Origin of the sequence: uncultured Campylobacter sp., from assembly GCF_937980635.1 — a bacterium.
GTDB lineage: Bacteria > Campylobacterota > Campylobacteria > Campylobacterales > Campylobacteraceae > Campylobacter_B.
In genome coordinates this window covers 107,568-133,956 of sequence record NZ_CALJPG010000024.1, presented here as the reverse complement: position 1 = coordinate 133,956, position 26,389 = coordinate 107,568, and the positions used below count along the sequence as shown (strand labels likewise).

22 protein-coding genes and 1 tRNA gene are annotated in these 26,389 nt (G+C 49.1%); 13 read left to right on the top strand and 10 right to left on the bottom strand.

Annotation, left to right across the window (positions count from 1 at the left end):
• The first annotated feature begins 115 nt into the window (after window positions 1-115).
• A complete protein-coding gene (locus Q0460_RS07770; RefSeq protein WP_299086227.1) occupies window positions 116-2,842 on the top strand; it encodes a TonB-dependent siderophore receptor in 2,727 nt (908 codons plus the stop codon).
• A 370-nt stretch (window positions 2,843-3,212) separates the two neighbouring features.
• On the opposite strand, the gene Q0460_RS07765 is transcribed toward Q0460_RS07770, so the two are convergent.
• Window positions 3,213-3,689, bottom strand: coding sequence for a hypothetical protein (locus Q0460_RS07765; protein WP_299086226.1), 477 nt, complete (start codon window positions 3,687-3,689; stop codon window positions 3,213-3,215).
• A 341-nt stretch (window positions 3,690-4,030) separates the two neighbouring features.
• Here Q0460_RS07765 and Q0460_RS07760 point away from each other — a divergent pair, with 341 nt between their 5' ends.
• Window positions 4,031-4,210, top strand: coding sequence for a hypothetical protein (locus tag Q0460_RS07760; protein WP_297943609.1), 180 nt, complete (start codon window positions 4,031-4,033; stop codon window positions 4,208-4,210).
• 737 nt (window positions 4,211-4,947) lie between these two features.
• Here the strand turns inward: Q0460_RS07760 and Q0460_RS07755 are convergent.
• From Q0460_RS07755 to Q0460_RS07720, 8 genes are all read right to left on the bottom strand, one after another.
• A complete protein-coding gene (locus Q0460_RS07755; protein ID WP_299086225.1) occupies window positions 4,948-5,238 on the bottom strand; it encodes a hypothetical protein in 291 nt (96 codons plus the stop codon).
• Between the two features lie 51 nt (window positions 5,239-5,289).
• Window positions 5,290-5,652, bottom strand: a complete 363-nt coding sequence (locus tag Q0460_RS07750; RefSeq protein WP_299086224.1) for a hypothetical protein — start codon at window positions 5,650-5,652, stop codon at window positions 5,290-5,292.
• The gene (locus Q0460_RS07745; RefSeq protein ID WP_299086223.1) at window positions 5,615-6,229 is read right to left on the bottom strand and encodes a hypothetical protein; all 615 of its coding nucleotides are present in this window, start codon (window positions 6,227-6,229) and stop codon (window positions 5,615-5,617) included. The genes Q0460_RS07750 and Q0460_RS07745 overlap by 38 nt, the downstream gene beginning before the upstream one ends.
• Before the next feature lie 31 nt (window positions 6,230-6,260).
• Window positions 6,261-7,214, bottom strand: coding sequence for a Dyp-type peroxidase (locus Q0460_RS07740; RefSeq protein WP_299086222.1), 954 nt, complete (start codon window positions 7,212-7,214; stop codon window positions 6,261-6,263).
• 227 nt (window positions 7,215-7,441) lie between these two features.
• Window positions 7,442-7,529: transfer RNA gene (locus tag Q0460_RS07735), tRNA-Ser, on the bottom strand.
• 399 nt (window positions 7,530-7,928) lie between these two features.
• The gene (locus Q0460_RS07730) at window positions 7,929-9,386 is read right to left on the bottom strand and encodes an efflux transporter outer membrane subunit (RefSeq protein ID WP_299086221.1); all 1,458 of its coding nucleotides are present in this window, start codon (window positions 9,384-9,386) and stop codon (window positions 7,929-7,931) included.
• Window positions 9,373-12,531 (bottom strand): efflux RND transporter permease subunit, encoded by a 3,159-nt coding sequence (locus Q0460_RS07725; RefSeq protein ID WP_299086220.1) that lies wholly within the window; start codon window positions 12,529-12,531, stop codon window positions 9,373-9,375. Before Q0460_RS07725 ends, Q0460_RS07730 begins: the two co-directional genes overlap by 14 nt.
• On the bottom strand, window positions 12,531-13,664 hold the full coding sequence (locus Q0460_RS07720) for an efflux RND transporter periplasmic adaptor subunit (RefSeq protein ID WP_299086219.1): 1,134 nt from the start codon (window positions 13,662-13,664) through the stop codon (window positions 12,531-12,533). Before Q0460_RS07720 ends, Q0460_RS07725 begins: the two co-directional genes overlap by 1 nt.
• 172 nt (window positions 13,665-13,836) lie before the next feature.
• Here Q0460_RS07720 and thiD point away from each other — a divergent pair, with 172 nt between their 5' ends.
• The 10 genes from thiD to Q0460_RS07670 all read left to right on the top strand — a co-directional run bounded on the left by thiD (window position 13,837) and on the right by Q0460_RS07670 (window position 24,102).
• Window positions 13,837-14,931, top strand: a complete 1,095-nt coding sequence (thiD, locus tag Q0460_RS07715; RefSeq protein ID WP_299086218.1) for a bifunctional hydroxymethylpyrimidine kinase/phosphomethylpyrimidine kinase — start codon at window positions 13,837-13,839, stop codon at window positions 14,929-14,931.
• Between the two features lie 569 nt (window positions 14,932-15,500).
• Window positions 15,501-16,652: an MFS transporter gene (locus tag Q0460_RS07710; RefSeq protein ID WP_299086217.1), complete on the top strand. Its 1,152-nt coding sequence runs from the start codon at window positions 15,501-15,503 to the stop codon at window positions 16,650-16,652.
• 223 nt (window positions 16,653-16,875) lie between these two features.
• Window positions 16,876-17,451 carry a DUF1440 domain-containing protein gene (locus tag Q0460_RS07705; protein ID WP_299086216.1) on the top strand — a complete coding sequence of 192 codons (576 nt, stop codon included), beginning with the start codon at window positions 16,876-16,878 and terminating at the stop codon, window positions 17,449-17,451.
• 177 nt (window positions 17,452-17,628) lie between these two features.
• On the top strand, window positions 17,629-19,212 hold the full coding sequence (locus tag Q0460_RS07700) for a tannase/feruloyl esterase family alpha/beta hydrolase (RefSeq protein WP_299086215.1): 1,584 nt from the start codon (window positions 17,629-17,631) through the stop codon (window positions 19,210-19,212).
• Window positions 19,213-19,233: 21 nt separating this feature from the next.
• Entirely contained in the window at window positions 19,234-19,716 is a 483-nt protein-coding gene (locus Q0460_RS07695; RefSeq protein WP_299086214.1) for a hypothetical protein, read from the top strand.
• A 161-nt stretch (window positions 19,717-19,877) separates the two neighbouring features.
• Window positions 19,878-20,525 (top strand): NAD(P)H-binding protein, encoded by a 648-nt coding sequence (locus Q0460_RS07690; RefSeq protein WP_299086213.1) that lies wholly within the window; start codon window positions 19,878-19,880, stop codon window positions 20,523-20,525.
• A 350-nt stretch (window positions 20,526-20,875) separates the two neighbouring features.
• A complete protein-coding gene (locus tag Q0460_RS07685; protein WP_299086212.1) occupies window positions 20,876-21,835 on the top strand; it encodes a nitronate monooxygenase in 960 nt (319 codons plus the stop codon).
• Window positions 21,836-21,967: 132 nt separating this feature from the next.
• Window positions 21,968-22,474 (top strand): flavin reductase, encoded by a 507-nt coding sequence (locus Q0460_RS07680; RefSeq protein WP_299086211.1) that lies wholly within the window; start codon window positions 21,968-21,970, stop codon window positions 22,472-22,474.
• A 109-nt stretch (window positions 22,475-22,583) separates the two neighbouring features.
• Window positions 22,584-23,345 (top strand): SDR family oxidoreductase, encoded by a 762-nt coding sequence (locus Q0460_RS07675; protein WP_299086210.1) that lies wholly within the window; start codon window positions 22,584-22,586, stop codon window positions 23,343-23,345.
• Between the two features lie 250 nt (window positions 23,346-23,595).
• Window positions 23,596-24,102 (top strand): NAD(P)H-binding protein, encoded by a 507-nt coding sequence (locus Q0460_RS07670; RefSeq protein WP_299086209.1) that lies wholly within the window; start codon window positions 23,596-23,598, stop codon window positions 24,100-24,102.
• 102 nt (window positions 24,103-24,204) lie between these two features.
• Here Q0460_RS07670 and Q0460_RS07665 read toward each other — a convergent pair whose 3' ends face one another.
• A complete protein-coding gene (locus Q0460_RS07665; RefSeq protein WP_299086208.1) occupies window positions 24,205-24,414 on the bottom strand; it encodes a 4-oxalocrotonate tautomerase family protein in 210 nt (69 codons plus the stop codon).
• Between the two features lie 188 nt (window positions 24,415-24,602).
• Between Q0460_RS07665 and Q0460_RS07660 the strand changes: the two genes are divergently transcribed.
• The gene (locus Q0460_RS07660; RefSeq protein ID WP_299086207.1) at window positions 24,603-26,375 is read left to right on the top strand and encodes an aryl-sulfate sulfotransferase; all 1,773 of its coding nucleotides are present in this window, start codon (window positions 24,603-24,605) and stop codon (window positions 26,373-26,375) included.
• Window positions 26,376-26,389: the final 14 nt, after the last annotated feature.

The window sequence follows — 26,389 nt, the reverse complement described above, 5'->3', positions numbered from 1 at the left end:
CATTTTTTCTATTGTTTGCATAAGTTATATAATTGTTATCACTTTTATTGAAATTTAAAATATTATTGGCTAAATTTCCTCAGTCTTAATTTTTATTTTCAAAAAAGGAGAAAAAATGATTGTCGGTTTTTGGGCCTGTAAGCCATGTAAAAGCGGCGCAGGTCGCAATTATTCCGCTTCCGTAAAAGGCGAGAAATCCACTCAAAATCGCTGCGGGGGGGGGCTTGCACGCTCCTTAATAGTCGCGGCGTGTCTTTGCGGCCTAAGTGCCGCGCAGGATTCGTCTGAAAATAACGCAACAAGAAGCGTTGCTACCAAAGAAAATACAAGCGCGCAGAGCTCGGCTGCGACGACAAATAGTTATAAATTTCCCGAAATAGTAGTCGTCGGCAACATCGACTCGAGCCTGACGAGCGTCGGCGATAGCTATGGCGGTACGCAAAAAATAAGCAGGACGATGATCGAGTCGATGCCTAGCGGCAACGGCGACTTCGTGCAGCTTTTGCGTACCAATCCAAATGTGCAATTCAGCTCCACAAACCGCCAGAGCACGACGCTCGGCGAGATCAGCCCCGCAAATATCAGCATCAACGGCGCGAAGTATTGGCAAAACAACTTTATGCTTGACGGCGCGAATATGAATAACGATCTCGATCCCGCTAGAAATCCCGGCGGCAATCCTACGCGCTTTTCGGCGTTTGATACGATGAATTCCGTCTCGCAAGGTATGGCGATCGATAGCGATTTTTTGCGGAGCGTCGAGGTGCACGATAGCGGCGTCTCCGCCAAATACGGCGGATTTACCGGCGGCGTGGTGGAGGCTAAGACGCGAGATCCGCGTGCGGGCTTTCACGGCAAGTTTTCGATGCAGCACACCGAGGATAGTTGGACTAGATACCATATCTACGGCGATGAACAGAGCTTTGAAAACTCCGCTACTCCGCTAAATCAGCCGAGATTCGATAAGTGGGTCACTAGGTTAAATTTAGAGGGCACCGTTACCGAGGATCTGGGCTTGATGTTCGGCTACACAAATACTAGAAGTAAAATTCCGCTCAAGGCCTACGACAGAAGATACAACGCAGATACGACCATCACCGAGCGAGTTCAGAGGCGAAATATAGACAACTACTTTCTAAAAGCGCTTTGGTATGCAAGCGACCGCCTAACTATCACGCCTAGCGTAACCTACGCGCCCGAGCGAAACAAGATGTTTAACGACCACGTCAAAGATTCCTACGCCGATATGAAATCGGGCGGTTTAAATTTAGCGCTTAAAGCCGACTACGATGGCGATTTTGCTAGATTTAATCAAATTTTATCCTACAGCAAGCTGGAGAGTTCTCGCGATGCAGAGAATGAATATTACAGGGCTTGGCAATACTCAAACGTAAAGAATTGGGGCAGTAAATTTTTATCTGCTGCGGCGATAGAGGGTGGCTTTGGGGATCTGGACCAAACTCAAAAGAGCTTTTCGTACAACGCGGATTTGGAGTTTAATGAATTTGATCTCGGCGGCAGCAAGCATAGATTTATCACAGGCTTTGAGTTTAAAAAGCAAGAGGCTAAATTTAACGTAAGAAAAGAGTTTATGACCGCCAGCGGAATAGCGCCGCTACCTGCGGGCGTAAATGCTTGCGATCCTGATGACGAGCTCTGCTCGATAGACGATTCTTTTGCGAGACTCGGCAGAAGAGGCCAGTTTTTTACGCGAAAAAGCTATTACAAGGGCAATACCAAGGTGGATATGAAAAGCTTGGCGGTTTATCTGGAGGATGAGATAAAAATCGGTGATCTTACCTTGCGACCGGGCGTAAGATTAAATAGGGACGATTATATGAAGCAAACGACTGCGGCGCCGAGATTTAACAGCTACTACGATATTTTCGGCGACGGCGATTCGATTCTTAGCTTCGGCGCAAACCGCTACTACGGACGCAATCTCTTTACCTACAAATTAAGAGAAGGACGAGAGGGCCTCGCCACTACCTACACGCGCCCACGCAATGCTTATACTCAAAACTGGACGCAATTGCCAAAAGACCCGTCTCTAACGAAATTTAACGAGCTAAAGGTGCCTTATGAGGATGAGCTTGTATTCGGAGCAAAGCAAAAGCTTGGAAATTTTGAGTTTTTCGGCAAATATGTAAGCCGCAAGGGCAGGGATCAGATCATCAAATCTACGCGAAGAGATCTAGGTCTAGCGCCGAATCCGAACTACCAAAACAACTATCAAACCTTTACTAATGACGGCAGAAGCGAAAATAAAATTTTAACCTTCGGCGTTAAAACCATCGATGATTATGAGGCCTTCGGTACGCTAAACAGCTTTGAGCTGGGCTTTGAGCACATCAAGATGAAAACGAACAACACCCTTTATGACATATCGCTTGATAGAGAAACGCTCGAAGATGAAAAGATCGTCGAATACGACGGGAAGTTGATGAGGCTATCGGAGCTTCCGGCGCAGGACTATGCTAGGCCTTGGACTGCAAGCCTAAATATCATCACTAAAATTCCAAGCTACGGCATCAGCGTAAATAACTTCCTCTCGTTTAAAGGCTCGCAAGAAGCGATCGCTCGCACCGGCAGGACGCCTGCGGGCAAGTATCCTGCCAGATACGACAAATACGAAAAGGTAAATCTCGGCAAAAGCTACAGCTGGGATGCGCGCATCGGATACGCTAAAAAGATGGCGGGCGAGGTGGAATTTTTTACGAATTTAGACATCTACAACGTCCTAAATAAGCGCAACAAAGCAAGACTTAGCAGCGACACCTCGCTCGATCTGGTCTATGAGGCGGGCAGGCAGTTTTGGCTGGAAGCGGGCATTCGGTGGTAGCGTGAGCTAAATTTGCGGAGCTTTTAAAATTTCAGGGCTCCGCAAAATTTCGTGAAATTTTTTAAAATTTAGGGCATTTTGCGGAATTTTAAATTTCACGCCGTGCTCCTTAAAATTTCGTACCGTGCGCTGTAAAATTTTAGCGTGTGCATCGTATGATTTAACGTGCAAGCCGTAAACTTTTAACGCACGCGAAATTATAAAATTTACGCACAAATTTAACTTGCAACCAATTTAAGGAGCCGAAACGACTTTTTAAATTTTAACGCCGATATCGCCTAATAAGCCATTTCATTGAAATATCACAAACTGCTTTTGAAATTTTGACGGGCTAATCCGCCGCTCTTTCAACATGTAGCGGCAAACCCTTTCAAAGTCCGCTCCGCTCATCATAAAACTGATAAAATCCGCCCTTGCCGTCATAGATGATCAAAGTATCGATCGCACGGAAGCTAAATTTTCCCTCCGTGATCTTTGAAAAAATCAGCTTAGAGGCGAAAAACGGCAAAATCAATGCCGCTGCGCTCATAATAAAAATTATAAATCCTCTAAGGCTTTGTAAAAATCCGGCAAACGCGACGCCTATCACGATGAACGAAAGCACAATGCCTGCGGAATTTCTAGCGGGCACTATATGTCCGAATAGCGGCGTGGCGGTGAGCTTTATGAGCGATATCTCATCAAATTTTATAGATTTCGTGATTTTGCCTTTATTGACGCAGTTGATGCTCCTGTTCGTCAAATGAACAAAATGCGTATGGGCGCTGTTGAGATAAGACACGACGGCGAATACTACAGGAACAAACGGCGTATAGTGTGGGAAAATATCCCCTATATACAGAAACACCGGTACCGCCAAGGGAGCGAAGAATAGTTATAAATAAAGAATACCACGATGTTGTAGTCTTTGACGACGAGGGATTTATTGTCAATTTGCGGCGGATTTCGGTGCTCGGCATCTTGCCTAGGCTGCGACTGCTGCAGCTTTTGCGACTTTTGCGGCTCATCGTTAAAATTTTTCATTAAATTTTTTGCTCCCGTTTTAAAATTCGTCGCTAGCGGCTTGGGCGTTTTGCGGAGATTAATTTTGCTTTTACGTTTAAATTTTATCGTCAAACAGCGCGCGGACATCTGCCTAGAAGCTTTTTACATAAAATTGACAAGATCAAAATTGCGGGCAAGTCGCATTTGGAAGATAGAAATTGTACGACTTCCTTGCACTCGCTCGCAGGTTTCGAGACTCATGCCCGCTGGCTGGAACTAAGCCCGATAAGGACGATCAGCCCGATGGCTCTAAGTTTTAAGGTCGATGTCCGCCGGCCGCAGCACCTTTGCGAGCTGTATTACTACGGAATTTATTGTCGCTAGGCTAGAAAATAACACCGCAGCTGCAATTTTTGCAAGCTGCATTTTATCAGACGTGCATTTGGCAAACACTAAAAACCGCGAACTCTCCGGCATAAAGCACGCTGTAGCGCGCTCGCTAATTAAAATTTACTCGCTCTCAGTGCCGCTTCGGTTAAATTTTAGATCTCGCAGCGCGCTTTCGTCCGCGCCGCCGCTTTTTTTGCATTTTAAATTTAAACCTTGCGGCGACATTTCTGTGTCCGCACTGCCGCCATTGAATCTACTTCAATTCAAGCCCGCGCCTAACTTACATCAATTAGATGAAACTTATGCACGCTAGTCTCAGATGTTGTAAGGTCGCGGCGCGAGTATCGCCGCAATCACTGCTAAAATTTGACCTATCCTGCCAAGATCGGCACTGAGGTTTAAATTTAAGTTGTGTTGCTCGGTAGGCAAGCAGGCGGATGCTCAGTCGCATTTTACCGCCTCGGGCTTCCTTGCTGAAAAAATTTAATGCCCTCCTGCAAAAGCCACGCGCTCGCATAAAGCCGCAGCCCGCCTAGGCTTGGCGCGTCCATCGCCATCTCATGACCTTCAAATCTCGCACTAAATTTGTCGACCTCGCCGCACGCTCTAGCGATGCAATCCCAAGCAGAGCCTGTCTGCGTCCTTTCAAAATTTTATTTCGTTAAAATTTGTTCGTACTGCGTATCGGCACCGCGTGCGCTTACCGCACCGCTGAATAAAATTTCGAGGTCTTATAGTTCAAAATCAAAGCAATAAAAATCATCCGCCTCGCTCCAAAGCTCCTCTAGCGAGCACCCGTCTATCTGCGGCGCGGCGTAGAGCTCTCGCAACGTGGCGAAATACCGCTCGTCGCTCGCGTTTGCGCCGGATTCGTCCGCGCATCTTTGAAACGAGCAGCGATCCGCATAGGCGATGATCAAGTATTGCGCGCCGCGCAGGCGAAAGCTAAGCTCGGGCTCGCCGCCCTCGGCTACGCATTTTAGCAGCATTTTCTCTATGGTTTCAAATGAATATTTCGGCATTTCGCTCCGATCTTAAAATTTTATCTCTTCCGCCGCATATCGCGAGCCGTTTTACTCCGCCAAAAACCCGAAGCGCTCGATCATATCCAAAAGCATATCGGCTCTGCAGATTTCATCATCCAGCAGGTCATCGTATTGATCTCGCAGTCGCTCGGCGTCTTGCGCCACGGGCCCTAGATACTCCCTAGCCTGCGCGGGCTGGCCCTTCATCACGAAGTATTCGCCTAAGATCACGCGAGCTTGCGTCTTGCTAACCTCGTCGCCTTCGCCCTCTAGCGCTGCTTTTAGACTCTGCACGCCGCCCTCCTCAAGCCCTCGCGAGAGCTGCGTTACCTTCTGTAAAGCTTCGCATCCATTTTCGCTCCTTTGCAAAATTTTATTTAAAATAATAGAACAAATTTCCGCCGTACTCAAGATCCACGGACTCCTTGCTGTCAAAAAACAGCTTAAATTCCATGTGACTCAGATATTTAGCGTCCTGCGCTTTCTCTATAAAATTTCTTATCAGCCGCTCTATCTTTCCGCCTCCTTCGTGGCGCGCCGCATCCTGCCTCGTGAAATAAAAAACTACGGGCGCGTCGGACACCGCTGCGATATACCAAATTTTAAGCGGCGCTAAAAGCTCGTTTCGGTTTCGCAGCAGCTCCTCTACCGCGCCTTGGATCAGATCGGTGCGGATCTGCGACTCGAAGGACTCGACCGAGATATAAAAGCTCTTAAGTCCGTTTAGTTTCTCGAAAAGCGGCGTGCGGGCAAGGTAGTGCTCGATACACTTTTTATCAGTAATTTTTGCGGCATCTTTATCGAAGCGAAGCACGATCTTAAGCCACGCCGAGTCCCTGCCCGCGCCGTAAAACGCGCTGATAGGACGAACCTTAAATTTAGCACTTATAAACTCCAGCAAGCCGCTGATATTTTCGCTGTTTTCGGCTCTATTTTCTATGATCTCTTTACAGCGCCTGCTCTGATACGGGCTTAGATCGCAAAACATCGCGTACCTTTAAATTTAAAGTGATTTAAATTTAGCCCGCATCATAAGCCTCGAGCATATCGAAGGTCGGAGCGAAAAAGAGCGCGCCCGTCTTTGCGGTGCTGAAATCCAGTAGGCGGTCGTAGTTGCCTCGCGGGCGGCCGATAAACATACTCTCAAGCATCAGCTCCAGCGTGCTAAAGGTGCTTGCGTAGGCGATGAAGTAGGTTCCCGCCTCGCCGTCTTGCATAAACGGCATATTGCCGCGCACGACCTTTTTATCGTCACCGACGTTGGCGGCGGCGGAGTGAGAGTTGCTAGGCTTAATCTCCTCGCTCATCTCGATGTCGTTTTGTTTACTACGCCCGATGACGCGCTCCTGCTCTGCGACGCCCGCGGCGTTCCACGCGCTCATATCGTGGATATATTTTTGCGTAAAAAGATAGCTGCCGCCCTTGTACGCGGCATCCTCGTCACCTACCTTGGCGAAAAAGTCGCGATCTGCGCCTTGCGGATTTTCGGTGCCGTCCACAAAGCCGATGATAGCGCGCCCGTCGTAGTATTTAAAGCCGCAGATCTCCTCCTCGCACGTCGCAACATCCTTTAGCGCGGCTCTGATCTCGCTTGCCATATCGTAGCAAACGGCCTGATTTGCGGCTCTGATGTGGATATGAATATCGCCGCCGGTAGCGGGCGCAGTGTGCTTATCACCTCTAATCTCTTCAAAATTTTTTAGCTCCTTCGGCAAAGGCTTCGGCAGGTCTAGCATTTTCCAAGCCTCAAAGCCCACGCCCAGCACGCAGCTTGTTTCGCTAGCCGCGCCGAATCTCGTAACGGCGGTTTTGTTTAAATTTATCACCAGAGCGCAAAGACCCTCGAAAGCCTTTTTGCAGGCATTTTTGTTTGCGCTAAAGCGCCAGGTCATAAATACGGTGTTGTTGCCGGGCGCGTCGGTTACGTTTTGGGATTTTGCGTGCGCACAGGCGCAACTTTTTTCTTTACTCATTTTCTCTCCTTCAAAGTAAAATTTAAAAGGAATTTTAGCGCAATATCGGTAAATGGCGGGCGCAGAGATAAAATTTAGACGGCTTTGGGTTTGATTTTGGCGGAGGAAATTTTGTCTTTGATCGTAGGATTTACGGCGAGGGTGGAATTTTGGCTTTAAATTTATAAAATTTGCGCCGAGTGGAAAGCGAAATTTTGAAGTTTTGCGGGGATGAAATTTTAAGATAGTGGCAGATGGGAAGGGATTCGAACCCTCGAAAGCTTGCACTTTACACGCGTTCCAGGCGTGCTCCTTCAACCGCTCGGACACCCATCTAAATTAAAAGTCGCGATTATAGCGAAAATCTAAAATTTTGCCAAATTCCGTTTCGGCGCGCAACCCGTTTCGCCTTTGAATTTAAAACGCAACGCTTGGAATTTTATCGCGCTGCTTGGAATTTCGCCGTGCTGCTTAAAAATTTTACCGCGGCGCTTGGAATTCTGCCGCGCCACTAAGCCAGGCCGCTTTGCGCTTCTTAGCCGAACGGCGATTTTACCTTGCTGCCGCTATTTTAAAATTTGGATTACTTTTTAAATTTAGACCTGCCGTCCGCCGTAGCGCTAAATTTAAAAAGCGCAAGCAGATTTTTTAAACGATCCGCTTGCGCCGTAAAAACCGAGCTGCGCTTTAAATTTACGGGTATTTTAAAATTTCGCGCCGCCCGTAAATTTAAAGCTAATTAAAAATTCTATCCTTCGGGAAGGCGGACATATCGGGCTGCACGTCCTTATCTGCGCCGATAAGCGCCTTTATTTCGCTATCCTCGATGCTAAAGCCGCCGCCGAGCGCCTTGTAGGCGTTTACCGTCGCGCTTAGCACGTCAAGATCGGCCTGCGTCTTATTCAGCTGTGCGCTAAGCAGGTTTCGCTGCGAATCCAAAAACTCCAGATGATCGCTGTAGCCCGCCTGATACCTGCTTGAGGCGTTTGAATAAATTTTACTCTGCGAAGCGACGAGATCGGCGAGGCTTACCTGCCTTAATTTTGCGTTTTGCACGCCGACAAGCGCGTCGCGAACGTCGCCGAAAGCGGTTTTAAGAGCTTTGTCGTATGCGATGAAGCTCGCGTTTTGCTCTAAATTTGCAAGCTCTACGCGCCTTTTTTGGCGGCCGAAGTCAAGCAGAGGCCCTACGAGCGAGCCGCCGATGCTCCACGTGCTTGCGCTTGCGGTAAACAGCCTGTCAAACTCGCCGCTTGCATATCCTGCCGAGCCGGTAAGCGAGAAGGTAGGGAAGTAGCCTGCCTTGGCGACGCCTACTAAGAAGTTGCTCGAGCGCAGATTTTCGAGCGAGCTTGCGACGTCGGGGCGGTGCAGGATCACGTCGCTTGGGATTCCGCTTGGGATCTGCGGCGCGCTAGGCATTTTCGCAGCGGTCTGCGGCGCGCCGCGTAAAATTTCATCGTAGCTCTTGCCCGTTAGGATATTTAGCGAGGTCTGCGCTGCGGAGAGCTGATTTTGCACACTTATGAGGCTTGCCTCGGCGCTTTGCACCGCAGCTTTGGCCTGATAAAATACGATCTCGCTAACCGCGCCCGCATCGAGCTGCTTTTTGCGGTAGTTTTGCGTATCTTGATAGCTTTTTAAGCTATCTTTTAAAATTTTCTCCTGCTGCTTTAGTGCTAGTAGCGTAAAATAGGTCGTCGCAACCGTGCTAGTAATCGTATTTTTAGCGGTTTCGTAGTCGTATTTCGTCGCATTAAATCGCGATCGCGCCGAATCTACGCTGTTGCGCACGCGCCCCCAAAAATCGACCTCGTAGCTTAGCACGGCGCCGATCTGATATGAGCCGTGGGAGTTGCGATCGGGTTGGTTGCCGAAATTATTCTGACGCACCGCGCTGCCGCTTAAATTTACGTTCGGTAGGTATTCGAGCTTATTTAGCCCTAAATTTACGCGCGCGTACTCGACATTATTTAGCGCGGTTTGCAGGTCAGAATTTTGCTCCAGCGCGCTTTGGATCAGCGCATTTAGCTGCGGGTCGTTAAAGCTTTTCCACCACTGCGTGCTAACGTTCGTGCTCGCGTAATCCGCCTTAAAACCAGCCTGCTTTTGCGGCGTGACGGGCTTGAAGTTACAACCGCAGAGTAAAATTCCAAGCGTCAAGGCGCTTAAAAGAGCATTATTTATTTTCATCGTTCACCTCGTTAGTTTGGACTTTTTTGCCGCGTCTATCAAGCCAAGCGTTGAAGCTTTCGAGCAGGTAGAAAAATAGCGGCACGAAAAAGATCGCGATAGTAGATGCCGCGAGCATTCCGCCTACGACGCCGGTTCCTAGCGCGTGGCGGCTAGCAGCGCCCGCGCCGGTAGCGATAACCATCGGAAGCACGCCGAGTCCGAACGCAAGGCTCGTCATAACGATAGGGCGGAACCTCATTCTGGCGGCTTCTACGGCAGCTTCCGCGATCGGTCGGTGGTTGTTTAGGTGCTCGTTCATCGCAAATTCCACGATCAAAATCGCATTTTTCGCCGCCAGACCGATTAGAAGTAAAAGTCCGATCTGAAAATATATGTCGTTATTCAGCCCGCGGAAATATGTAAATACGAGCGCGCCGAATACCGAAAACGGCACGGCGGTAAGCACGGCAAGCGGCATGAGCCACCTTTCGTATTGAGCCGCCAGGATCAGAAACACAAAGATCATTCCAAATACAAATGCCTGCGCGCCCTTACCCGTCTCGCTGACCTCTTGATATGCAGAGCCAGCCCAGCCGATCGAATATCCGCTAGGAAGCTCCTCTTTTATGACTTCTTGGATCGCTGCAATCGCCTGACCCGAGGTGTAGCCCGTGTTTGGCTCACCCATAATCTGCGCTGCCGGGAAGGCATTAAATCTATTAACGGAATCAGGACCCAGCGAGCGCTCAAGCCTTACTAAAGAATTTAACGCGATCAGATCGCCGCTGCCGCTGCGGACGTAGAGCGATTTTAGATCATTAGGATCGTCTCTGTAGTTTTGCGTAGCGCGGATATAGACCTTAAACGTGCGCCCCAAGAGGTTAAAGTCGTTGATGTAATACTGCCCGATGGTGGAATTTAGCACGGTGAAAATGTCGGCTATCTTAACGCCTAGCATCTTTATCTTCTCTTTATCGAGATAGAGCTTATACTGCGGGAAATCGGTATCCAGCGTCGTTCGCACGAGCTTTAAAGCGGGGTGTTGATTAGCTTTGGCAGTTACGCGATCCATATCTGCGCGAATTTCATCGTAGCTCTTGCCCGTCGTGCTTTGCGCGTAGAGCTCAAATCCGCCCGTAAGTGAAAGCCCCATGATAGGCGGTGGCGTGACGACGTAGGTCATCGAGTTGCGATCGGCGCCGTAGAGCTGCCCGTTTAGCGCGGCAGCTAAGGCGAAGTTGGAATTTTCATCGCCGGGGCGATCTTTCCAGTCTTTTAGCTTCATAAAAAAAGCTCCCGCATTTTCTCTAAGCGCTCCGGCTAGCATATCGTATCCCGTGATTTGGGTTATATCTTTTACGTTTGGATACTTTTTAGCGATGCTTGCGATGAAATCCTGATCGGCTTCCGTCCTGGGCAGCGTAGATGCAGACGGAAGCGTAGTCATCGCCATAATCGAGCCTTTGTCTTCGTTAGGCACCAGGCCGCTCGGAGTAAGCTTAAGAAGCTCTATCATTGCATAGATGATGATGCCCACAAAAACGAGACTGATTAGCACATGGCGCAAAACCATGCCGACGCCTGCGGCGTAAATTTTAGTTGAGACGTTAAAAAGATTATTAAACCATCTTATAAAGAAAAAAGGCTCGGATTCCTTTTTTTGCAATATCAGGGCGCAAAGTGCGGGCGTTAGCGTAAGGGCTACGAAGCCTGAAAAACATACCGAGGCTACGAGCGTTAATGCAAATTGTCTCTGCATAACCCCGGTAAAACCCTCCATAAACGCAACCGGTACGAAAACCGCTGAGAGCACGAGCACGATCGAGATGACGGGCGCTACGATCTCGCCCATCGCCTTCGTGGTGGCTTCTTTGACGCTAAGCTCGGGCTCTTCGTGCAAAATTCTCTCTACGTTTTCGATCACGATGATCGCGTCGTCCACGACGATGCCGATAGCTAAAATAAGCGCAAAAAGGGTGATTAAATTTATAGAAAATCCGAAGGCGTAAATTCCGATAAACGCGCCGCAGATCGATACGGGCGCAGCAAGCGTCGGAATGATTGTCGCTCTAAGATTGCCTAAGAACATATACATAACGATGATGACGAGAATTAACGCTTCAATGAAGGTATGAATAACCTCTTCGATCGATACTTTTACGAAGCTAGTCGTATCGTAGGCGACGTCGTAGGTCAGCTCGCCTGGGAAATTTGGTTTAAGCTCGTCTATGCGCTTATTTACCGCTTCAACTACGGCTAGGGCGTTGGCGCCGCTTTGCATAAAGATAAGCACAGGTACCATCTCTTTACCGTTAAATTTCGCCGAGATATTGTAGCTTGCGCCGCCAAGTTTGACCTCGGCGACATCTTTTACGCGCAAGAAATTCCCATCTTTTTGCGCGCGTATGATTATATTTTCAAACTCTTCGACGGTTTTTAAACGACCCTCAGGCTTGATCGCATAGACGTAGGGATTGCCTAAGTTCATCGGCTGCTCGCCCATCTTTCCTGCGGCATATTGGCTATTTTGCTCGCTTATTGCGGCGATTATCTCGGCGGTCGTAACGTTAAATTTCTTAAGCAGCTCGGGCTTAACCCAGATCCTCATCGCATAGTCTTTCGTACCCAGTGCCTGAGCCTCGCCGACGCCCGGCACGCGCTTTAGCTCATCTACGACGTTGATAGCTACGTAGTTTTGCATCTCTACGACATCCATCTGCTCGCTAGGATCGTAAAACGCAAGCACTTCCAGCATCGTGCTGCTGCGCTCGGTGACGGTTACGCCATAGCGGCGCACTTCATCGGGAAGTAGAGTAAGAGCTGGCGTGACGCGGTTGTTTACATTGACTTTCGCATCTGCTGGATTTGTGCCGATTTGAAAATATACGTTGATACGAACATCACCGGAGGAGCTTGCCGAACTTTCCATATAGATCATATTTTCAACGCCGTTGATCGCGTTTTCAAGAGGGGCTGCGACGACATCGGCGATCGTTTGCGCGTCCGCGCCGCTATATGTAGCGCTAACGACGATTTGCGGCGGCGTGAGTTGCGGATACTCCTCGACGGAGGAATTTTTAAGAGCCAAAACGCCCGCGATTACGATGATGATCGAAACGACGCAGGCAAAAACGGGGCGGTTGATGAAAAATTTAGAAAACATTATTTCCCGCTTTCTGCATTGCTCTGAGACGGTTGCTCGTTCGGCTGCCCCGCTACGTAGGGATCGGTGCTTGCGGGTACGGGAGTGACCTTGGAGCCTACGTTGATCTTTTTAAAATTATCCAAAATGATCTGATCGCCGTCTTGCAGTCCGCTTGAGATCGTCGCCGTACGGGTATCTTGCGCCGAAATTTTGACCACCTTTTTAGCGACCTTTCCGTCTTGCACGACGTAGACTATGGTGTTGCTAAGATCTTGCTTGAGCGCAACTTGCGGAATTTTAAAGCCGTTTTTCTGATAAAAGCCATCGACGCTTACTTTAGTAAAAACGCCCGGGCGAATTTCCAAGCTTGGATTTGGAATTTGAGCTTTGGCGCTGACTGACGCTGTGTTTGTATTGATGACACTATCGATGAAACTTAGCGTGCCATTGTAGTCCTTGCCGCCGAGATTTATGCTTACCTGACGACCCAGCTGCTTCCACTGCCCGTTTCTTAAATTTGCATCAAGCTCCAGCCTATCGACGTCCGCGATGCCGAATTCCACGTCGATCGGATCAAATTTGCTAAGACGCACCAGATCCTCGCCCACGTTTACGTACGCGCCCACGTCCTTTTGCGTATCGCCCGCCATGCCGTCAAAAGGCGCAGTCACGAGTGAGTGATCAAAATCGATCTTGGCGCTTTTAAAATTTGCTTCGGCTACCATAAATGCGGCTTTTGCGGTGTCGAAGTCCTTTTGAGAGATCGTGTTGCTAGCTTTTAGCGCTTTGGCTCTTTTGTAGTCCGCCGAGGCGTTTTGCAGATTAGCGTTTGCGCTGTCAAACGCCGCTTGGTAGCGCGAGCGGTCGATCTCGTAGAGCACATCGTCCTTTTTGACGCTGTGCCCAGGTTCAAAAAGCTGCTTTTCGATAGTGCCCGAAACCTGCGGCTTTAGCATTATCTCAAGCTCGCTCACGGTCTGTCCGTTAAATTTCAAAATTATCGGCACGTCGGCGGATTTGGCGGTAAATACGCCTACCGGCAGTGCGGGAGCCTCGCCGCTTTGCTTTGCGCCGTTTTTCTCCTTTTTTTCAAAATAGGAGCAACCCGAAACCAAAAATGCTGCGAAAATCAAACTAGCGACTTTTTTCATGTAGTTTCCTCTATTTGGGTTAAAATTTTGTATTTGTAATAGTTATTACGAATAAATTATAAATTATAATAAAACTATATAAATAAAACTTAAATTTAGCCCGTAAAATAATCTATCTGGGCAATTATAGCGGAATTTCGATATAATCGCGCTAAAATTTTAAAGGCTTTTTATGAAAAGAATTCTTACTATCGCGGGTTCTGATAGCGGCGGCGGTGCCGGCATCCAAGCCGATATCAAGACGATAAGCGCACATAAGATGTTTGCTATGAGCGCTATTACGGCGCTTACGGCGCAAAATTCGCGCGGCGTATTCGGGGTGCTGGACGTTTCGCCAGATTTTGTAGAGGCGCAGCTCGATGCGATTTTTAGCGACATCTTTCCGGACGCCGTTAAAATCGGAATGATCTCCAATGAGAGGGTTGCCGAGGCCATCGCAAAGAGCCTGAGCAAACACGGCGCGAAAAACGTCGTCCTAGATCCCGTGATGGTCGCCACCAGCGGCGGAGTTTTGATGAAACAAAGCGCGCTGCATGCGCTAAAATACAAGCTCGCCCCCGCCGCAGAGATCATCACGCCCAACGTGCGCGAGGCGGAGGTCTTGGCGGAGATGAAAATTTCAAGTTTAGCCGATATGCGCGCCGCTGCGGTTAAAATTTCGCAATTTTTTAGCGGCGCGATTTTGATTAAAGGCGGCGATCTTGCGGGTGCGAGCATGGCTTGCGGCACGGCGGGAGCGGCGCAAAATTTTAAAGCTTTTGGGCACGAGACGGGCGAAAACGGGGCACTAAAAAATTCTGCGGGTTTGACGGAGCGCGCAAATTTCGCGAGTGAAAATTTTACTAGCGAAAGCAAAAATTTAACGGCGAGCGCGGAGCCCTCTTTTGAACAAAATTTATCCGCAGTGTCTTTAGATATAGGTTTTGAATCAAATAGCGAGGGCGCGGATTTGAGAAATTTGGCGGTTGATATTTTGTATGAAAACGGCAAATTTTATGAGTTTTATGCGCCTAAAATTGCTACGCGTAATACCCACGGCACGGGCTGCACGCTCTCAAGTGCGATCGCATGCGCGCTGGCGGTGGGACTTAGCCTGCCCGCAGCCGTCGCCCATGCCAAGGGCTTCGTGCACATGGCGCTTGGCTGGGGTGAACAGATCGGGCACGGATGCGGCGCGATAGATCATTATTTTACGGTCCAAGATCCCTTCGGCGCAGACTTTAGCGGATCTTGCGCGAACGAAATCAAAATCATCGTCCCGGATTAAAATTTTAAGCGCTCGTTGAAATCCCCGCATTCGTAAAATTTCAAAACTCCGCTACTAATTAAATTTAATCTAGCGGCACGAGATCGTCCAAACGGTTCGTCGCGACTTGTGATAAACGATGAGATTACGTGGCTAAAAAAACGTGCGCTACGGGGATATACGCACTTAAAATTTTAGTTGATTTTTAGGCATCATAATCCGCGTAGAATTTTAAAGAATTTTTGAATTTTATTGTAGAGTTCGCGTTGCAAGTTAGGGCCTTCTTTATTTGCCTTATGTTATAGCTCTGCTTCGTGGCATTGTTAAATTTGCGTTATTTCTTATAGGTCTTTATGCGCGAAAAAAGTGGATTATAAATATAAACTAGTCATTCATTCACTGCTCACGTTGCTCAAGGTAGACGCATCATTGTATACCGACCATTGCATTGTACTTGCCGCGGCATTGTGTCCCCGTTGCGAACTTGCGATCTATGCCTATCGCCTCATATTTGCAGGGCTTGCTAAAATTCCAAATTTTCTAGCAAAAGAGTTATAATGGCTAAAATTACATAAATTTAGGAATTTAAAATGCGCCGCAAAAAAGGACTACTACTCTTAATCATCGCCTCAGGGATAATCTCTGCCGCAGATAACTGGATCGCATCGCTACTGCTGCCTAGCATCGCAGATACGTTTGGGGTGCAGGTAAGCGCCGCCTCCACAGTTTTGACGGCATATCTGATCCCATATGGCTTACTTCAGCCGGTTTACGGACATCTTAGCGATCGCTACGGCAGAGGTAAAATTTTAATTCTGCTAATGCTCTTTTTGGCGATATTTACGCTTCTTTGCTCCACTGCAAAAAGTCTAGCGTGGCTTGTTTTATTTCGCTTTTGCACGGGATGCGCGGCGGCGGGTATAATCGCCGTCTGCCTCGGCGTTATAGGCGATGCATATGACGAGAAGGATAGACAAAAAATCGTAGCGATATTTCTGGGCTCGGTATTTTTAGGGCAGGGGCTGAGTGCGGCTTTAGGCGGATGGGCGGTGGCCAGATTTTCTTGGAGGGAGATATTTTTAGCCTTTTCTGCGCTGTCTGCGGTATCTTTCGTATCACTATTTACGCTAAATTTCAAAGAGACTTCGAAAAGCGGAGGCGAAAGTTTCGTAAAATCCCTAGCTAGCTTGCGCGGCGATGCTGCGCTTTTGAGAAGCTATTTTTTGGCTTTATGTAACGGCGTAATTGTGCTCGGGGCGTACTCGTTCATAGGAGCTTATCTACTTAAAAAGCTGGGCTTGAGCTCAAATTTTGCCGGAGCCTGCCTTATGCTTTACGGCGTCGCTTGCTTTTTGGCAGGAAACGCTGCTAGATATTTAAAAGAGAAGTTGCCGCCAAAAGAAATTCTATCCCTCGGCTTTTTGGCGTCCGCTTCGGCGCTGTGCCTTTTGGCGAGTTGCTTCGCCGTCACTGCATATGTAGGGACGTTTTTGCTGGGATTTGGCTATGTTTGCGCGCAGTCCGTCCTAGCAAGTGCAGCGCTTCGTTGTGGCTCCGCCAAAGGTCTATCCTCTGGGATCATAGGCACGGCGATATTTTTCGGAGGTGGTATCGGTACTGCCGTAGGTGGCAAGGCGCTTGAATATTTAAGCTACCAAGGGCTATTTTGCGGCTTTGCCGCGTTAGCCGCCGCGCTGCTGATTTTTTACCGTGCAAGCTTTAAGGGCACGCGCGAAATTTAATGCTCCGCGACAACAGCAGAATTTAAAATTAAGCACGCACCTTTGGAATTTAAAATTTTGCTTCAGCAAAGATCTATAGCGGATAAAATTTAGACAGGCGAAGGCGCGAAAAAGCGAGATTTCGCGAGCAAATTTCGTCTATTAAATTTAAGTCAAACATCGCTAGAATTTTTATAACAGATTTCAAATTACTCATTTTTATTTAAAGGAATTTATACTATCATTGCGACGTTTTACAAATCACACAAGGAGCTATCATGCAAAAAACACAAACTCACTTCGGTCTAATGGCGCTTTTGGTATCCCTGCAGGCATCATCGGCGCATTCGTAAAATGGGGCGGCGAAGTGCCGCTACCTCCGCGTTCGCCGCAGGATATGTTCGAGGCGGCATGCGGCGCTGAGAAACTCATCCGTTCCGCAGACACGATCGACTGCTCGCGAAATTTCTTAAATCCACCCTATGTCTTTTTGCGCGATTATATTGGGCTTAGCGACCCAAATGCCGCGATTTACACCTTCGCAGGTCACGCGTTTAACTCAATCATGCTAACGCACATCATCTTTTCGGTCTGCTTTGCTGTGTTTTATTGCGTTGCTGCCGAGAAATTTCCTAAAATTACGCTATTTCAGGGCGTCGCGTTCGGTATCGTCGTAAATATCGCGGTGCATTGCATCACGCTACCGCTTTTAGGACTTACGCCGCCGCTTTTCCAGCTTCCGTGGTATGAGCACGTTTCGGAATTTTTCGGGCACGCGGTTTGGTTCTGGGCGATCGAAGTATTTCGTTGCGATTTATGAAATCGCTTAATCGACGAACCAGATTCTGCGGATCGCCCAAACGCTTCGTCCTTTTAATTAAAATTTGAAATTCCGCATGGCTCCGCGAGAAATTCCATAATTTCTCAAATACGCTTGAAATTCACGATAAATTTTTATGTTAGAATTACGATTAATAAAATTGCAAAAGGAGCGGCAATGAAATATAAAATTTTAGTTGCAACCTTTACGGCTGCTTTGGGCTTACAAGGAGCGCTTGCGAGCGATTTTGACGAGCGAGCTTGCGCAGCGCTAAAGGGCACGAAAATTTACGATACAAAGATCAGTGAAGCGATCTGGAATCAAAGCGGCGAAATCGGCGCCGATAAGATGTCTGCGCTAACGGGAGGCGCCAAAAAGACGCTAAAAGCCGCGCCTCACTGTATAATTCACGGCGAGATAGCCTCCCGCACGGGCTCGGACGGCAAGCATTACGGCATAAAATTTGAGCTGCGCTTGCCGGGCGACTGGAACGGCAAGCTTCTATTTCAGGGCGGAGGCGGTTTGGACGGCTTTGTAGCACCGGCTCTTGGCGCCGTATCTATCCGCACTAGCACCGCAACGCCCGCGCTTATGAGAGGCTATGCGGTCGTCACGACCGATTCGGGACACCCTACGCCTACGCCCGAGTTTGGACTTGAGCAACAGGCGCGGTTAGATTATGCGTATCAGGCCATCGGCAAGGTCGCGAGCGTCTCAAAGCAGCTGGTTTTTTCGGCGTATAAAAAAGCGCCCGCGCACAGCTACTTTATGGGCTGCTCAAACGGCGGGCGCTCAGCTCTGATGGCGGCGCAGAGGTATCCGCTGGAATTTGACGGCGTAATCGCGGCAAATCCAGGCTTTAGACTTTCGCGCGCGGCGATCGCGGAGCAGTGGGATAACCGACAGCTTATGAAGATCGCGCCTAAAAACGCCGCGGGGGATAAAATTTTTGCAAACGCCCTTACGCAGGAGGATTTGGATAAGCTAAGCAGGGCGGTTCTGGATAAATGCGATGCGCTAGACGGCCTAAAAGACGGAATCATCGGCGCTTGGGAGCATTGCGAGTTTGATCCTAGCGGACTTGATCTGCCCAAAGATAAAATTTCTGCGATAAAGGCGATATTTGAGGGCGCAAAAAATAGTAAGGGCGAGCAAATTTACAGCGGCTGGTTTTACGATGCCGGGGTAAATCAGCCTGGCTGGCGCATGTGGAAGCTTGGCGACTCGCAAAGCGCCGAGCCAAATGCTAGAAATATCGTGCTCTCAAAGGGTTCGATGAATTATTATTTCTTGACGCCGCCGCAACCGGAGTTTGATCTGATGGGCTTTGATTTTGATAAGGACGTAGAGCGAACGTTCGAGACCGCGGCGATAAACGATGCGATTTCGACCAAGCTTGATAGCTTCCGCGCTAACGGCGGTAAGCTCATTATCGTAACGGGCGTTTCCGATCCCGTGTTTTCGGCGATGGATCAGCGCGATTGGTTCAAAAAGCTAGTGGAAACGAGCGCGAATGCGGACGAATTTGCGCGATTTTTTGCCTTGCCAGGGATGAATCACTGCGGCGGCGGTAACGGCATCGATGACGTCGATCCGCTAAGCGCGCTTGAAGCGTGGCGCGAGCAGGGAACGGCTCCATCTAGCCTGCTAGGCAAAAGCACGAGTCGCGCCGGTAAGCAGATCCCGATCTGCGCGTATCCAAAAGTCGCTATCTACGTGGGTGGCGACGAAAACAACGCGAGCAGCTTTGAATGCAGATAAAATTTATTTAAAGGAGTAAAGATGAGAGGTAAAATTTTAATTGCGGCCTTTGCGGCGGCGCTTTTGTGCGGCTGCGCGGCGCACGATGCAAAGCTGGGCAAGGCGGCAAATGCAATGAATGAGAGGAGTGAAAGCGCGGCTGCGGACTGCAGCACGAGTGAGGACGTCTGCAAGGTGCCCGCCGTGCAGGGGCCGATGGTAGGCGGCGGCACGGATGAGCACGGCTGCTTAGTCGCCGCAGGGCAAAGCTTTTCAAAGATCAAGAATGGCTGCGTGCAGGTCTTTGACGTCGCGGACGTGAGGTTAGATGATCCGGATAACGCTACGCTTGCGATCTACGGGATATTTTCCGCAGATAAAAGCAGGGTAGAAATTTTTTGGGCGAGCTTGCCGCAGAGCGAAATTTTAAGTAAAGTTAAGGGCGGCTACTACGTCTCGAAGGACGGCAAAATTTCGCTGCTAAAAACAAAAAGCGGCAAGGGCTATAAGATCCACAGAAAATAGTGGGTAAAATTTTTAAGCCCGTTAAATTTCGCGCGCCGCGAAAGAATTTAATCCAAGCGCGCCGAGGCTTAGGCTCGCTCAGTAGAGCTTAAGACGAAATTTAGGGGGCTACTACCGAGCGATTTTCGCGCCGCCGATAAAATTTAATCAAAGGAGCAAAAATGGGAAAAACGGCTTTGGTCGTGGGCGCTACGGGAGCGGTCGGGCGCGAGATCGTGCGAGGGCTTTGCAAAAGCCAAAACTACGATAAACTCGTCGTTTGGGCGCGCAGAGAGCTGAAATTTAGCCACGAAAAGCTTGAGGTGCAGATCGTAAATTTCGACAAAATCAAAGAGATAGAGCCGCGAGGCGTAGACGAGATTTTCTGCGCGCTTGGCACGACGATGAAGCAAGCCGGCAGCCGCAGGCAGTTTTACAAAGTGGACGTGAGCTACCCCGTAAACACCGCAAAATGGGGCATCGCCGCGGGCACTCGCCGCTTCGTGCTCATCTCCGCCTACGGCGCAGACGAACGGTCGAGATTTTTCTACATGAGGGCAAAGGGCAAGGCCGAGAAAAAGATCGGCGCGCTGGGCTATGAAAGCCTGCAAATCGCCAGGCTGCCCGCGATAAAAAGCGAACGTAACGAGCTGCGCCTCAGCGAGCTCTTTACGATCTGGTTGTTCGGGCTTTTGCCGAGGGGCGTCTTAGCGAACTACCGCCCGATGAGCGCGCAAAACGCGCGCCACCGTCATCGCCACCGCTCAAACGGACGGCAAGGGCGTGCAAATTTATCATCCAAAAGAGTTTGCGTAGTAGCTCGAATTTGATGGGCTTGTAGGATTGGGCAAATTTTGCAAGCCCTCGCCTCTTAAATTTATCCACGGATAATTAAATTTACGCGATTGCCTCGGCGAGCGTTTAAATTTACCGCTACCTAAAAGCGAAATTTGATAGAAAATTTGGGGCTTTGACTTCCGTGCGCGTTGGCGTTTTTGCGCGTTTATCGTTCCCGGCGCGCGGGTTCAAATTTAGCGCGGCGGACGAGGTTTGAGCTAAAAAGCTAGCGCCGAAAATATCCAAAGCCGACAAAACGCCAAAAATAGTGACAAACCTGCAAAGAGGCGCCGAGGGCAGGTACGTTAGCTGAAAATTTAACGGAAAAAGAAGGAAAAAGAATATGAAAAATTTTAATCAATCGACAAAGCTGTGCGAGATTTTGGGCATCAGCTTGCCTATCGTGCAAGCTCCGATGAATAACATAACAAACGCCGCATTAGTAGCTGCCGTATCAAATGCCGGCGGAATGGGCGTGCTGGGGCCAAATGCCGGCAGAGACGCTGAAAATTTAAATACGAAAGAGCGATATAAACGAGAATTTGAACGCATAAAGGCGCTAACCGATAAACCTTACGGCGTAAATATCGTTTGTCGAAACGATAATGACAAAAAATATGCGCTAAAGGTTATGGAAACGGCATTTGAGGCTGGCGTAAAGGCGTTTTTCTTTGTCGGCATTGTGGAAACGGAGCTATTTAAATTTATCAAAGATAACGGCGGAGTTTTGGTGCATAGGGCGCTTACGCCAAGCGCAAATTCGGCTCGCGCGGCACAAGAAGAGGGCGCAGATATTATAATTGCCACGGGATACGATGAGGGTGGAGTGCTCCCGCAAAATAAAATAGGTACTTTTAGCATCGTGCCGATCATCGCCGATGCCGTGAGCGTGCCCGTGATGGCTGCGGGCGGGATAAACGACGTTAGAGGCGTACGAGCAGCCTTTGCACTTGGGGCTAGCGGTGTTTACGTGGGTACTAGATTTATCGCTAGCACCGAGTGCCCGGCAGCGCAACCGGCAAAAGAGAGCATCGTATCTATGGGCTCTAGCGAGCTATTTTTTGTTTCGGACTATCAACGCGTAGTGCCGAGTAAATTTGCCAAAGAGCTAAACGCAATGTATCTAAACGGCGACAAGGAAGTAGTGGCGCAAAAAATCGAGCGACTAAATCCGCTAAGGCTTGCAATGATAGACGGCGATATAGAAAACGGCATAATATACGTAAATTCGGGTATTAGCTTAATAAAAGAGATAAAAAGCGCCAAAGAAATCGTCGGCGAGCTTATGGCCGATTTTATTTAAATTTGCCAAATTTAGGGCATTATCGGCAAAAAATAAAATTTAAATTTTATCAAATCAAAGGAGAAAAAATAACATTAAAACCTGTCGAACTTCACAAGGCGTATCGCTTGATAAAATCACGGGCCGACCGTCATGGTCTCGGCCGAATTTGACGGCGTGCGGGACGTGATGAGCGCGTCATGGGTCTGCCCTCTGGACTACGACAAGCTAACGGCCGTCATAGGCGCGGGCTCTTTTACCCGCTCGCTTTTTGAAAAGAGCGGCAAATTCGCCGTGCAAGTCCCTTTCGTCTCTCAAGCGCAGCTGGTGGCCAAAATGGGCACGATAAGTATGCGCGCCGACGCGGGCAAGCTTGAGGGCGTGGAGATGTTTTACGAGCAGGGCGTGCCTATGGTGCGAGGCTGCGCGGCATGGCTCGTTTGCAAGCGTATCCCCGAGCCTCACAATGAGCAGAGCTATGATCTTTTCATCGGCGAGGTCGTCGCGGCGTATGCGGACGAGAGGGTCTTTGACGGCGGGCACTGGCTGTTTGAAAAGATCCCTGACGAGTTAAAGACGCTCCACTACGTCGCCGGCGGTCGGTACTATCTGGACGGCAAAGCGGTAGATACCAAGCGCACGCCGATAAGCGACGAATAAAACGCCCCGCAAAACGCGGGCGAGTTTATAAATTTAAGATGAGTTCGCACGTGAATACGCGGCGAGCTTCGGTAAAATTTCAAGCCAAAGAATCTAAAAAGGATAGAAAATGAAAAAATATATCGTCATCACCGGCGCAAGTTCGGGTATCGGAGCGGCCGCGGCAAAGGCGTTTGCGAGGCGCGGAGAAAATTTGATCCTAATCGCGCGCAGAGCGGAGCTGCTGCAAAGCTTAAAGGACGAGATCGCTAAAATATCGCCTGAATCAGACGCCCTCGTTAAAATTTGCGACCTTGCACGCAGCGAGAACGTCCTAGCGCTTTGGGACGAGCTAAAAAGCTACGAGCTAAAGGCGCTAATTAATAGCGCTGGCTTTGGAGATTTTGGCTTAGTGGGAGAGCAGGATTTACAAAAAACGGTAAGAATGATAGACCTAAACGTAACCGCACTCGCGATACTTTCGAGCTTATTTACGCGAGATTACAAACGCAAACAAACTCAGCTTATAAACATCTCCTCCGTGGGCGGCTATTTTCTGGCACCCGGCGTCGTGCCGTATTGCGCTACAAAATTTTTCGTAAGCGCTTTCACCGAGGGTTTGAGCCACGAGCTGGCGCAGGATAAAGAGGCCAAAATGCAGGCTAAAGTTCTAGCTCCCGCCGCGACTAAAAGCGAGTTTTGCGACGTAGCTTCGGGAAAGCGCGGATTTGATTACGATGCGGCGTTTTCGCAATACCACAGTAGCGAACAAACGGCAGAATTTTTGCTCACGCTTTACGATAGCGATGCATGCATCGGAGAGGTGGATTTGGCTAGCTTCGAATTTAAACTTAGCGAACCGAAATTTAATTATATAGCAGCCGCCAAATAGCGGATCGGGTGAGGCGCAAGCTCACTTATAGCTTGCGCTGTTAAGTTGCTTCTTTACGTGCGAGCAGGACTTGATTAGCTTCGTAGCGACAAACTGCGCAGGCAGGTGCCTTTGAATTTTACGCATTTATAGATCGTGCGACGTGCCATGCCGCGCAGACGATATGCGCGTAAAATTTAGAATAACGTAGCGCCGGAGTTAAATTTGACTGCAAAGCGCGTTAAAATTTAAAGAAATTTAAGGAGTGAAAATGGGAAAATCCGCCTTAGTGCTAGGCGCTACGGGCGTCGTAGGCAGGGAGCTGGTGCGCGAGCTTTGCGAGAGCTCGGGTTACGATGAGGTAGAGGCGTGGGTGCGCCGCGAGATAGGCTTTTGCCGCCCTAAGCTTCGCGCGCGGATCATTGATTTTGAGGGTATCTCGGATATCGCGCCACATAAATTTGATGAAATTTTTTGTGCGCTAGGTACGACGATGAAACAAGCGGGCTCGCGCGAGGCGTTTTTGCGCGTGGACGTGGACTACGTCTATGCCGCAGCAAAGTGGGGCAGGGCAGCGGGCGTACGGCGCTTTGTGCTTGTATCATCTCCGGGTGCGAACGAGGGCTCGCCAAGCTTTTATCTACGCGCCAAAGGTCAAATCGAGCAGCGCGTGAGCGAGCTTGGTTTTGAGGACTTCCAGATCGCTCATCTGCCGTTAATCCTCGGTAAGAGATCTGACGCTCGCCCGATAGAGCGGATCGCAGGGGGTGGTTTTTAAACTGCTGCCTGTATGCATGCTCGGCAAATTTAGACCGCTTAGCGGCGCAAGTATCGCCCGCTGCGAGCGTGATTTTTAGCTCAAAATCCTATAAAAATTCGCTCATTTTTTCTCTTTATTTTGTTTGATCTCCTCAAGACTTAGACCGCTTTTACCGATGCTGTCCATACCGAGCGTTTCGATCATTACGAGTATTGCGGCTGGGTCTTTGTCTAATACGCGTGCTAGCGTGTCCGTAATCTCGGCGATGATTTGCTTTTTTTGCTCTTTTGTAGGCTCTGGAGCGGCTACTTTTATATTTACGAATGGCATTTTCTCTCCTTAAATTTGATAAAGCAGGGCTAATTATATCAAATTTTAGCCTGTTACCCGTCTCGCTTGCGTTCTAAAATTTAAGTAGATATATTAGAATTTAACTTTAAATTTGATTTAAAGCTAGTATGATTATTATGTGATTTGGTAGTAGTAAAATTTGATAAATTTACCCAAAAGGAGCGAATATGCGTAAGAATTTTTTCGGTTCTATCGTTTTGGCTGCGGCCTTAGCGGGCGGCGCGTTTATAGCGGTGCCGCAGACGGCGAGTGCGGGCGTTTTAGCGCATCAGGTAAAAACTCAAGGCGAACTTGGCTCGGTGTTTATCAACCCATACGACGTGGCGCCTCTAACGGCCGTCATCGATAGGGCGGGCAAGGACATCAAGGATATCCACGTGCGGGTGCTAGGAAAACCTAACGGCGGCATCGACATCGCCTATAACGTCTCCGAGCATGCGCTACTGACGCACGACGGCGTGCCGATCTGGGGGCTGTATCCCGACTATCTAAACGAGGTCGAAGTAAGCTACGTTTTTAACGGCGAAAAGAAGGTCGAAAAGTATAAAATTTACGCTCAGCCGATCGTGACGTATAGCCGCGATTATAGATTTAGCCACATGCAAAAGATGAAGGTCAAAAAGGTCGATCCCGCGTTTAAAAACAGGCTCTATCTCATCAACAACACGATCACGAGCGTTTATAAGCCGCTTGATTGGAAAAACGGCGGTGCGGCTAGCTGGAATGATTTCACCGAAAATTTCGTCGTCGATACTCAGGGCGAGGTCAGATGGTATCTGGACTATCAGAAATTTTACGACCGCAGCGAGCGCAGAGTGATGGACGGCGGCATGATGATGGGCTTTCACCAGCTGCCAAACGGCGATCTTAGCTGGGGCATGGCGCAGCGATATATGCGCTACGATATGATGGGCAAGGAGGTGTATAATCGCGAGCTGCCGCGCGGCTACATCGATCTTAGCCACGAGGTGATGCCGCTTAAGGGCGATCACTTGCTGCTTCGCGTTGCCAAATATAACTACCATCATCCTGACGGCAGAATTTCGCACACGATCAGAGATCACATCATCGAAGTGGATGGCAGCGGCAAGGTCGTGGACGAGTGGGATCTGAATGAAATTTTTGGTAAAAACGTCTACCGCAGCAACCTCATCAAGGCTCTTGACGCTCGTGCCGTATGCCTAAATATCGACATGGACGCCAAAGAGATCAAAATAAGCGACGATCTGCCTTTCGGCGATGTGACATCGACCGGCACGGGACGCAACTGGGCGCACGTAAACTCGATCTCATATGACCCTAGCGACGACGGCATCATCCTTTCGCTTCGCCACCAAGGCATAGTTAAGATCGGCCGCGACAAAAAGGTAAAATGGATCCTCGCATCGCCTGAGGGCTGGAGCGCGGACTTTAAAGAAAAAGTGTTAGTGCCCGTCGATAAAAACGGCAACAAAATCAAATGCGAAAACTCAAAATGCGAGGGCGATTTTGACTGGTCGTGGACGCAGCACACCGCGTGGCTCACTCCGCGCTACGACAACAAGGGTAGCGTAAAGCACATCAGCGTATTTGACAACGGCGACGGCCGCGGCATGGAGCAGCCTGCGCTAAAAGAGCAAAAATACTCTCGCGCGGTCGAGTACAAGATCGACGAGCAAAAGGGCACCGTCGAGCAGACGTGGGAGTTTGGCAAGGAGCGCGGATTTGACTTCTATAGCGCGGTTACTAGCAACGTGGAGTGGCAAAAGGATAAAAGCACATACTTCATCTCAAGCTCAAACGTCTATCTGCTAAAGCCCGATAAAACGATCAAAATGGTACTCGTGGAGATCGATCCGAAGAGCAACGACATTAAATTTGAAATGGACGTGGAGTCTGCGTCTAGAGACGACGTAGCCTATCGCGCGCTGGTGATTGATCCAAATATCTTTGATTATTAAAATTTCGCGGTAGG

What these genes read in the sequence shown, in the direction of transcription:
- Q0460_RS07730 (WP_299086221.1), bottom strand. Translation starts at nt 9,386, where the DNA reads ATGAAAATAAATAATGCTCTTTTAAGCGCCTTGACGCTTGGAATTTTA.
- Q0460_RS07685 (WP_299086212.1), top strand. Translation starts at nt 20,876, where the DNA reads ATGAAAAATTTTAATCAATCGACAAAGCTGTGCGAGATTTTGGGCATC.
- Q0460_RS07720 (WP_299086219.1), bottom strand. Translation starts at nt 13,664, where the DNA reads ATGAAAAAAGTCGCTAGTTTGATTTTCGCAGCATTTTTGGTTTCGGGT.
- Q0460_RS07665 (WP_299086208.1), bottom strand. Translation starts at nt 24,414, where the DNA reads ATGCCATTCGTAAATATAAAAGTAGCCGCTCCAGAGCCTACAAAAGAG.
- Q0460_RS07675 (WP_299086210.1), top strand. Translation starts at nt 22,584, where the DNA reads ATGAAAAAATATATCGTCATCACCGGCGCAAGTTCGGGTATCGGAGCG.
- Q0460_RS07670 (WP_299086209.1), top strand. Translation starts at nt 23,596, where the DNA reads ATGGGAAAATCCGCCTTAGTGCTAGGCGCTACGGGCGTCGTAGGCAGG.
- Q0460_RS07740 (WP_299086222.1), bottom strand. Translation starts at nt 7,214, where the DNA reads ATGAGTAAAGAAAAAAGTTGCGCCTGTGCGCACGCAAAATCCCAAAAC.
- Q0460_RS07690 (WP_299086213.1), top strand. Translation starts at nt 19,878, where the DNA reads ATGGGAAAAACGGCTTTGGTCGTGGGCGCTACGGGAGCGGTCGGGCGC.
- Q0460_RS07770 (WP_299086227.1), top strand. Translation starts at nt 116, where the DNA reads ATGATTGTCGGTTTTTGGGCCTGTAAGCCATGTAAAAGCGGCGCAGGT.
- Q0460_RS07710 (WP_299086217.1), top strand. Translation starts at nt 15,501, where the DNA reads ATGCGCCGCAAAAAAGGACTACTACTCTTAATCATCGCCTCAGGGATA.
- Q0460_RS07745 (WP_299086223.1), bottom strand. Translation starts at nt 6,229, where the DNA reads ATGTTTTGCGATCTAAGCCCGTATCAGAGCAGGCGCTGTAAAGAGATC.
- Q0460_RS07695 (WP_299086214.1), top strand. Translation starts at nt 19,234, where the DNA reads ATGAGAGGTAAAATTTTAATTGCGGCCTTTGCGGCGGCGCTTTTGTGC.
- Q0460_RS07680 (WP_299086211.1), top strand. Translation starts at nt 21,968, where the DNA reads ATGGTCTCGGCCGAATTTGACGGCGTGCGGGACGTGATGAGCGCGTCA.
- Q0460_RS07660 (WP_299086207.1), top strand. Translation starts at nt 24,603, where the DNA reads ATGCGTAAGAATTTTTTCGGTTCTATCGTTTTGGCTGCGGCCTTAGCG.
- Q0460_RS07700 (WP_299086215.1), top strand. Translation starts at nt 17,629, where the DNA reads ATGAAATATAAAATTTTAGTTGCAACCTTTACGGCTGCTTTGGGCTTA.
- Q0460_RS07725 (WP_299086220.1), bottom strand. Translation starts at nt 12,531, where the DNA reads ATGTTTTCTAAATTTTTCATCAACCGCCCCGTTTTTGCCTGCGTCGTT.
- thiD (WP_299086218.1), top strand. Translation starts at nt 13,837, where the DNA reads ATGAAAAGAATTCTTACTATCGCGGGTTCTGATAGCGGCGGCGGTGCC.
- Q0460_RS07755 (WP_299086225.1), bottom strand. Translation starts at nt 5,238, where the DNA reads ATGCCGAAATATTCATTTGAAACCATAGAGAAAATGCTGCTAAAATGC.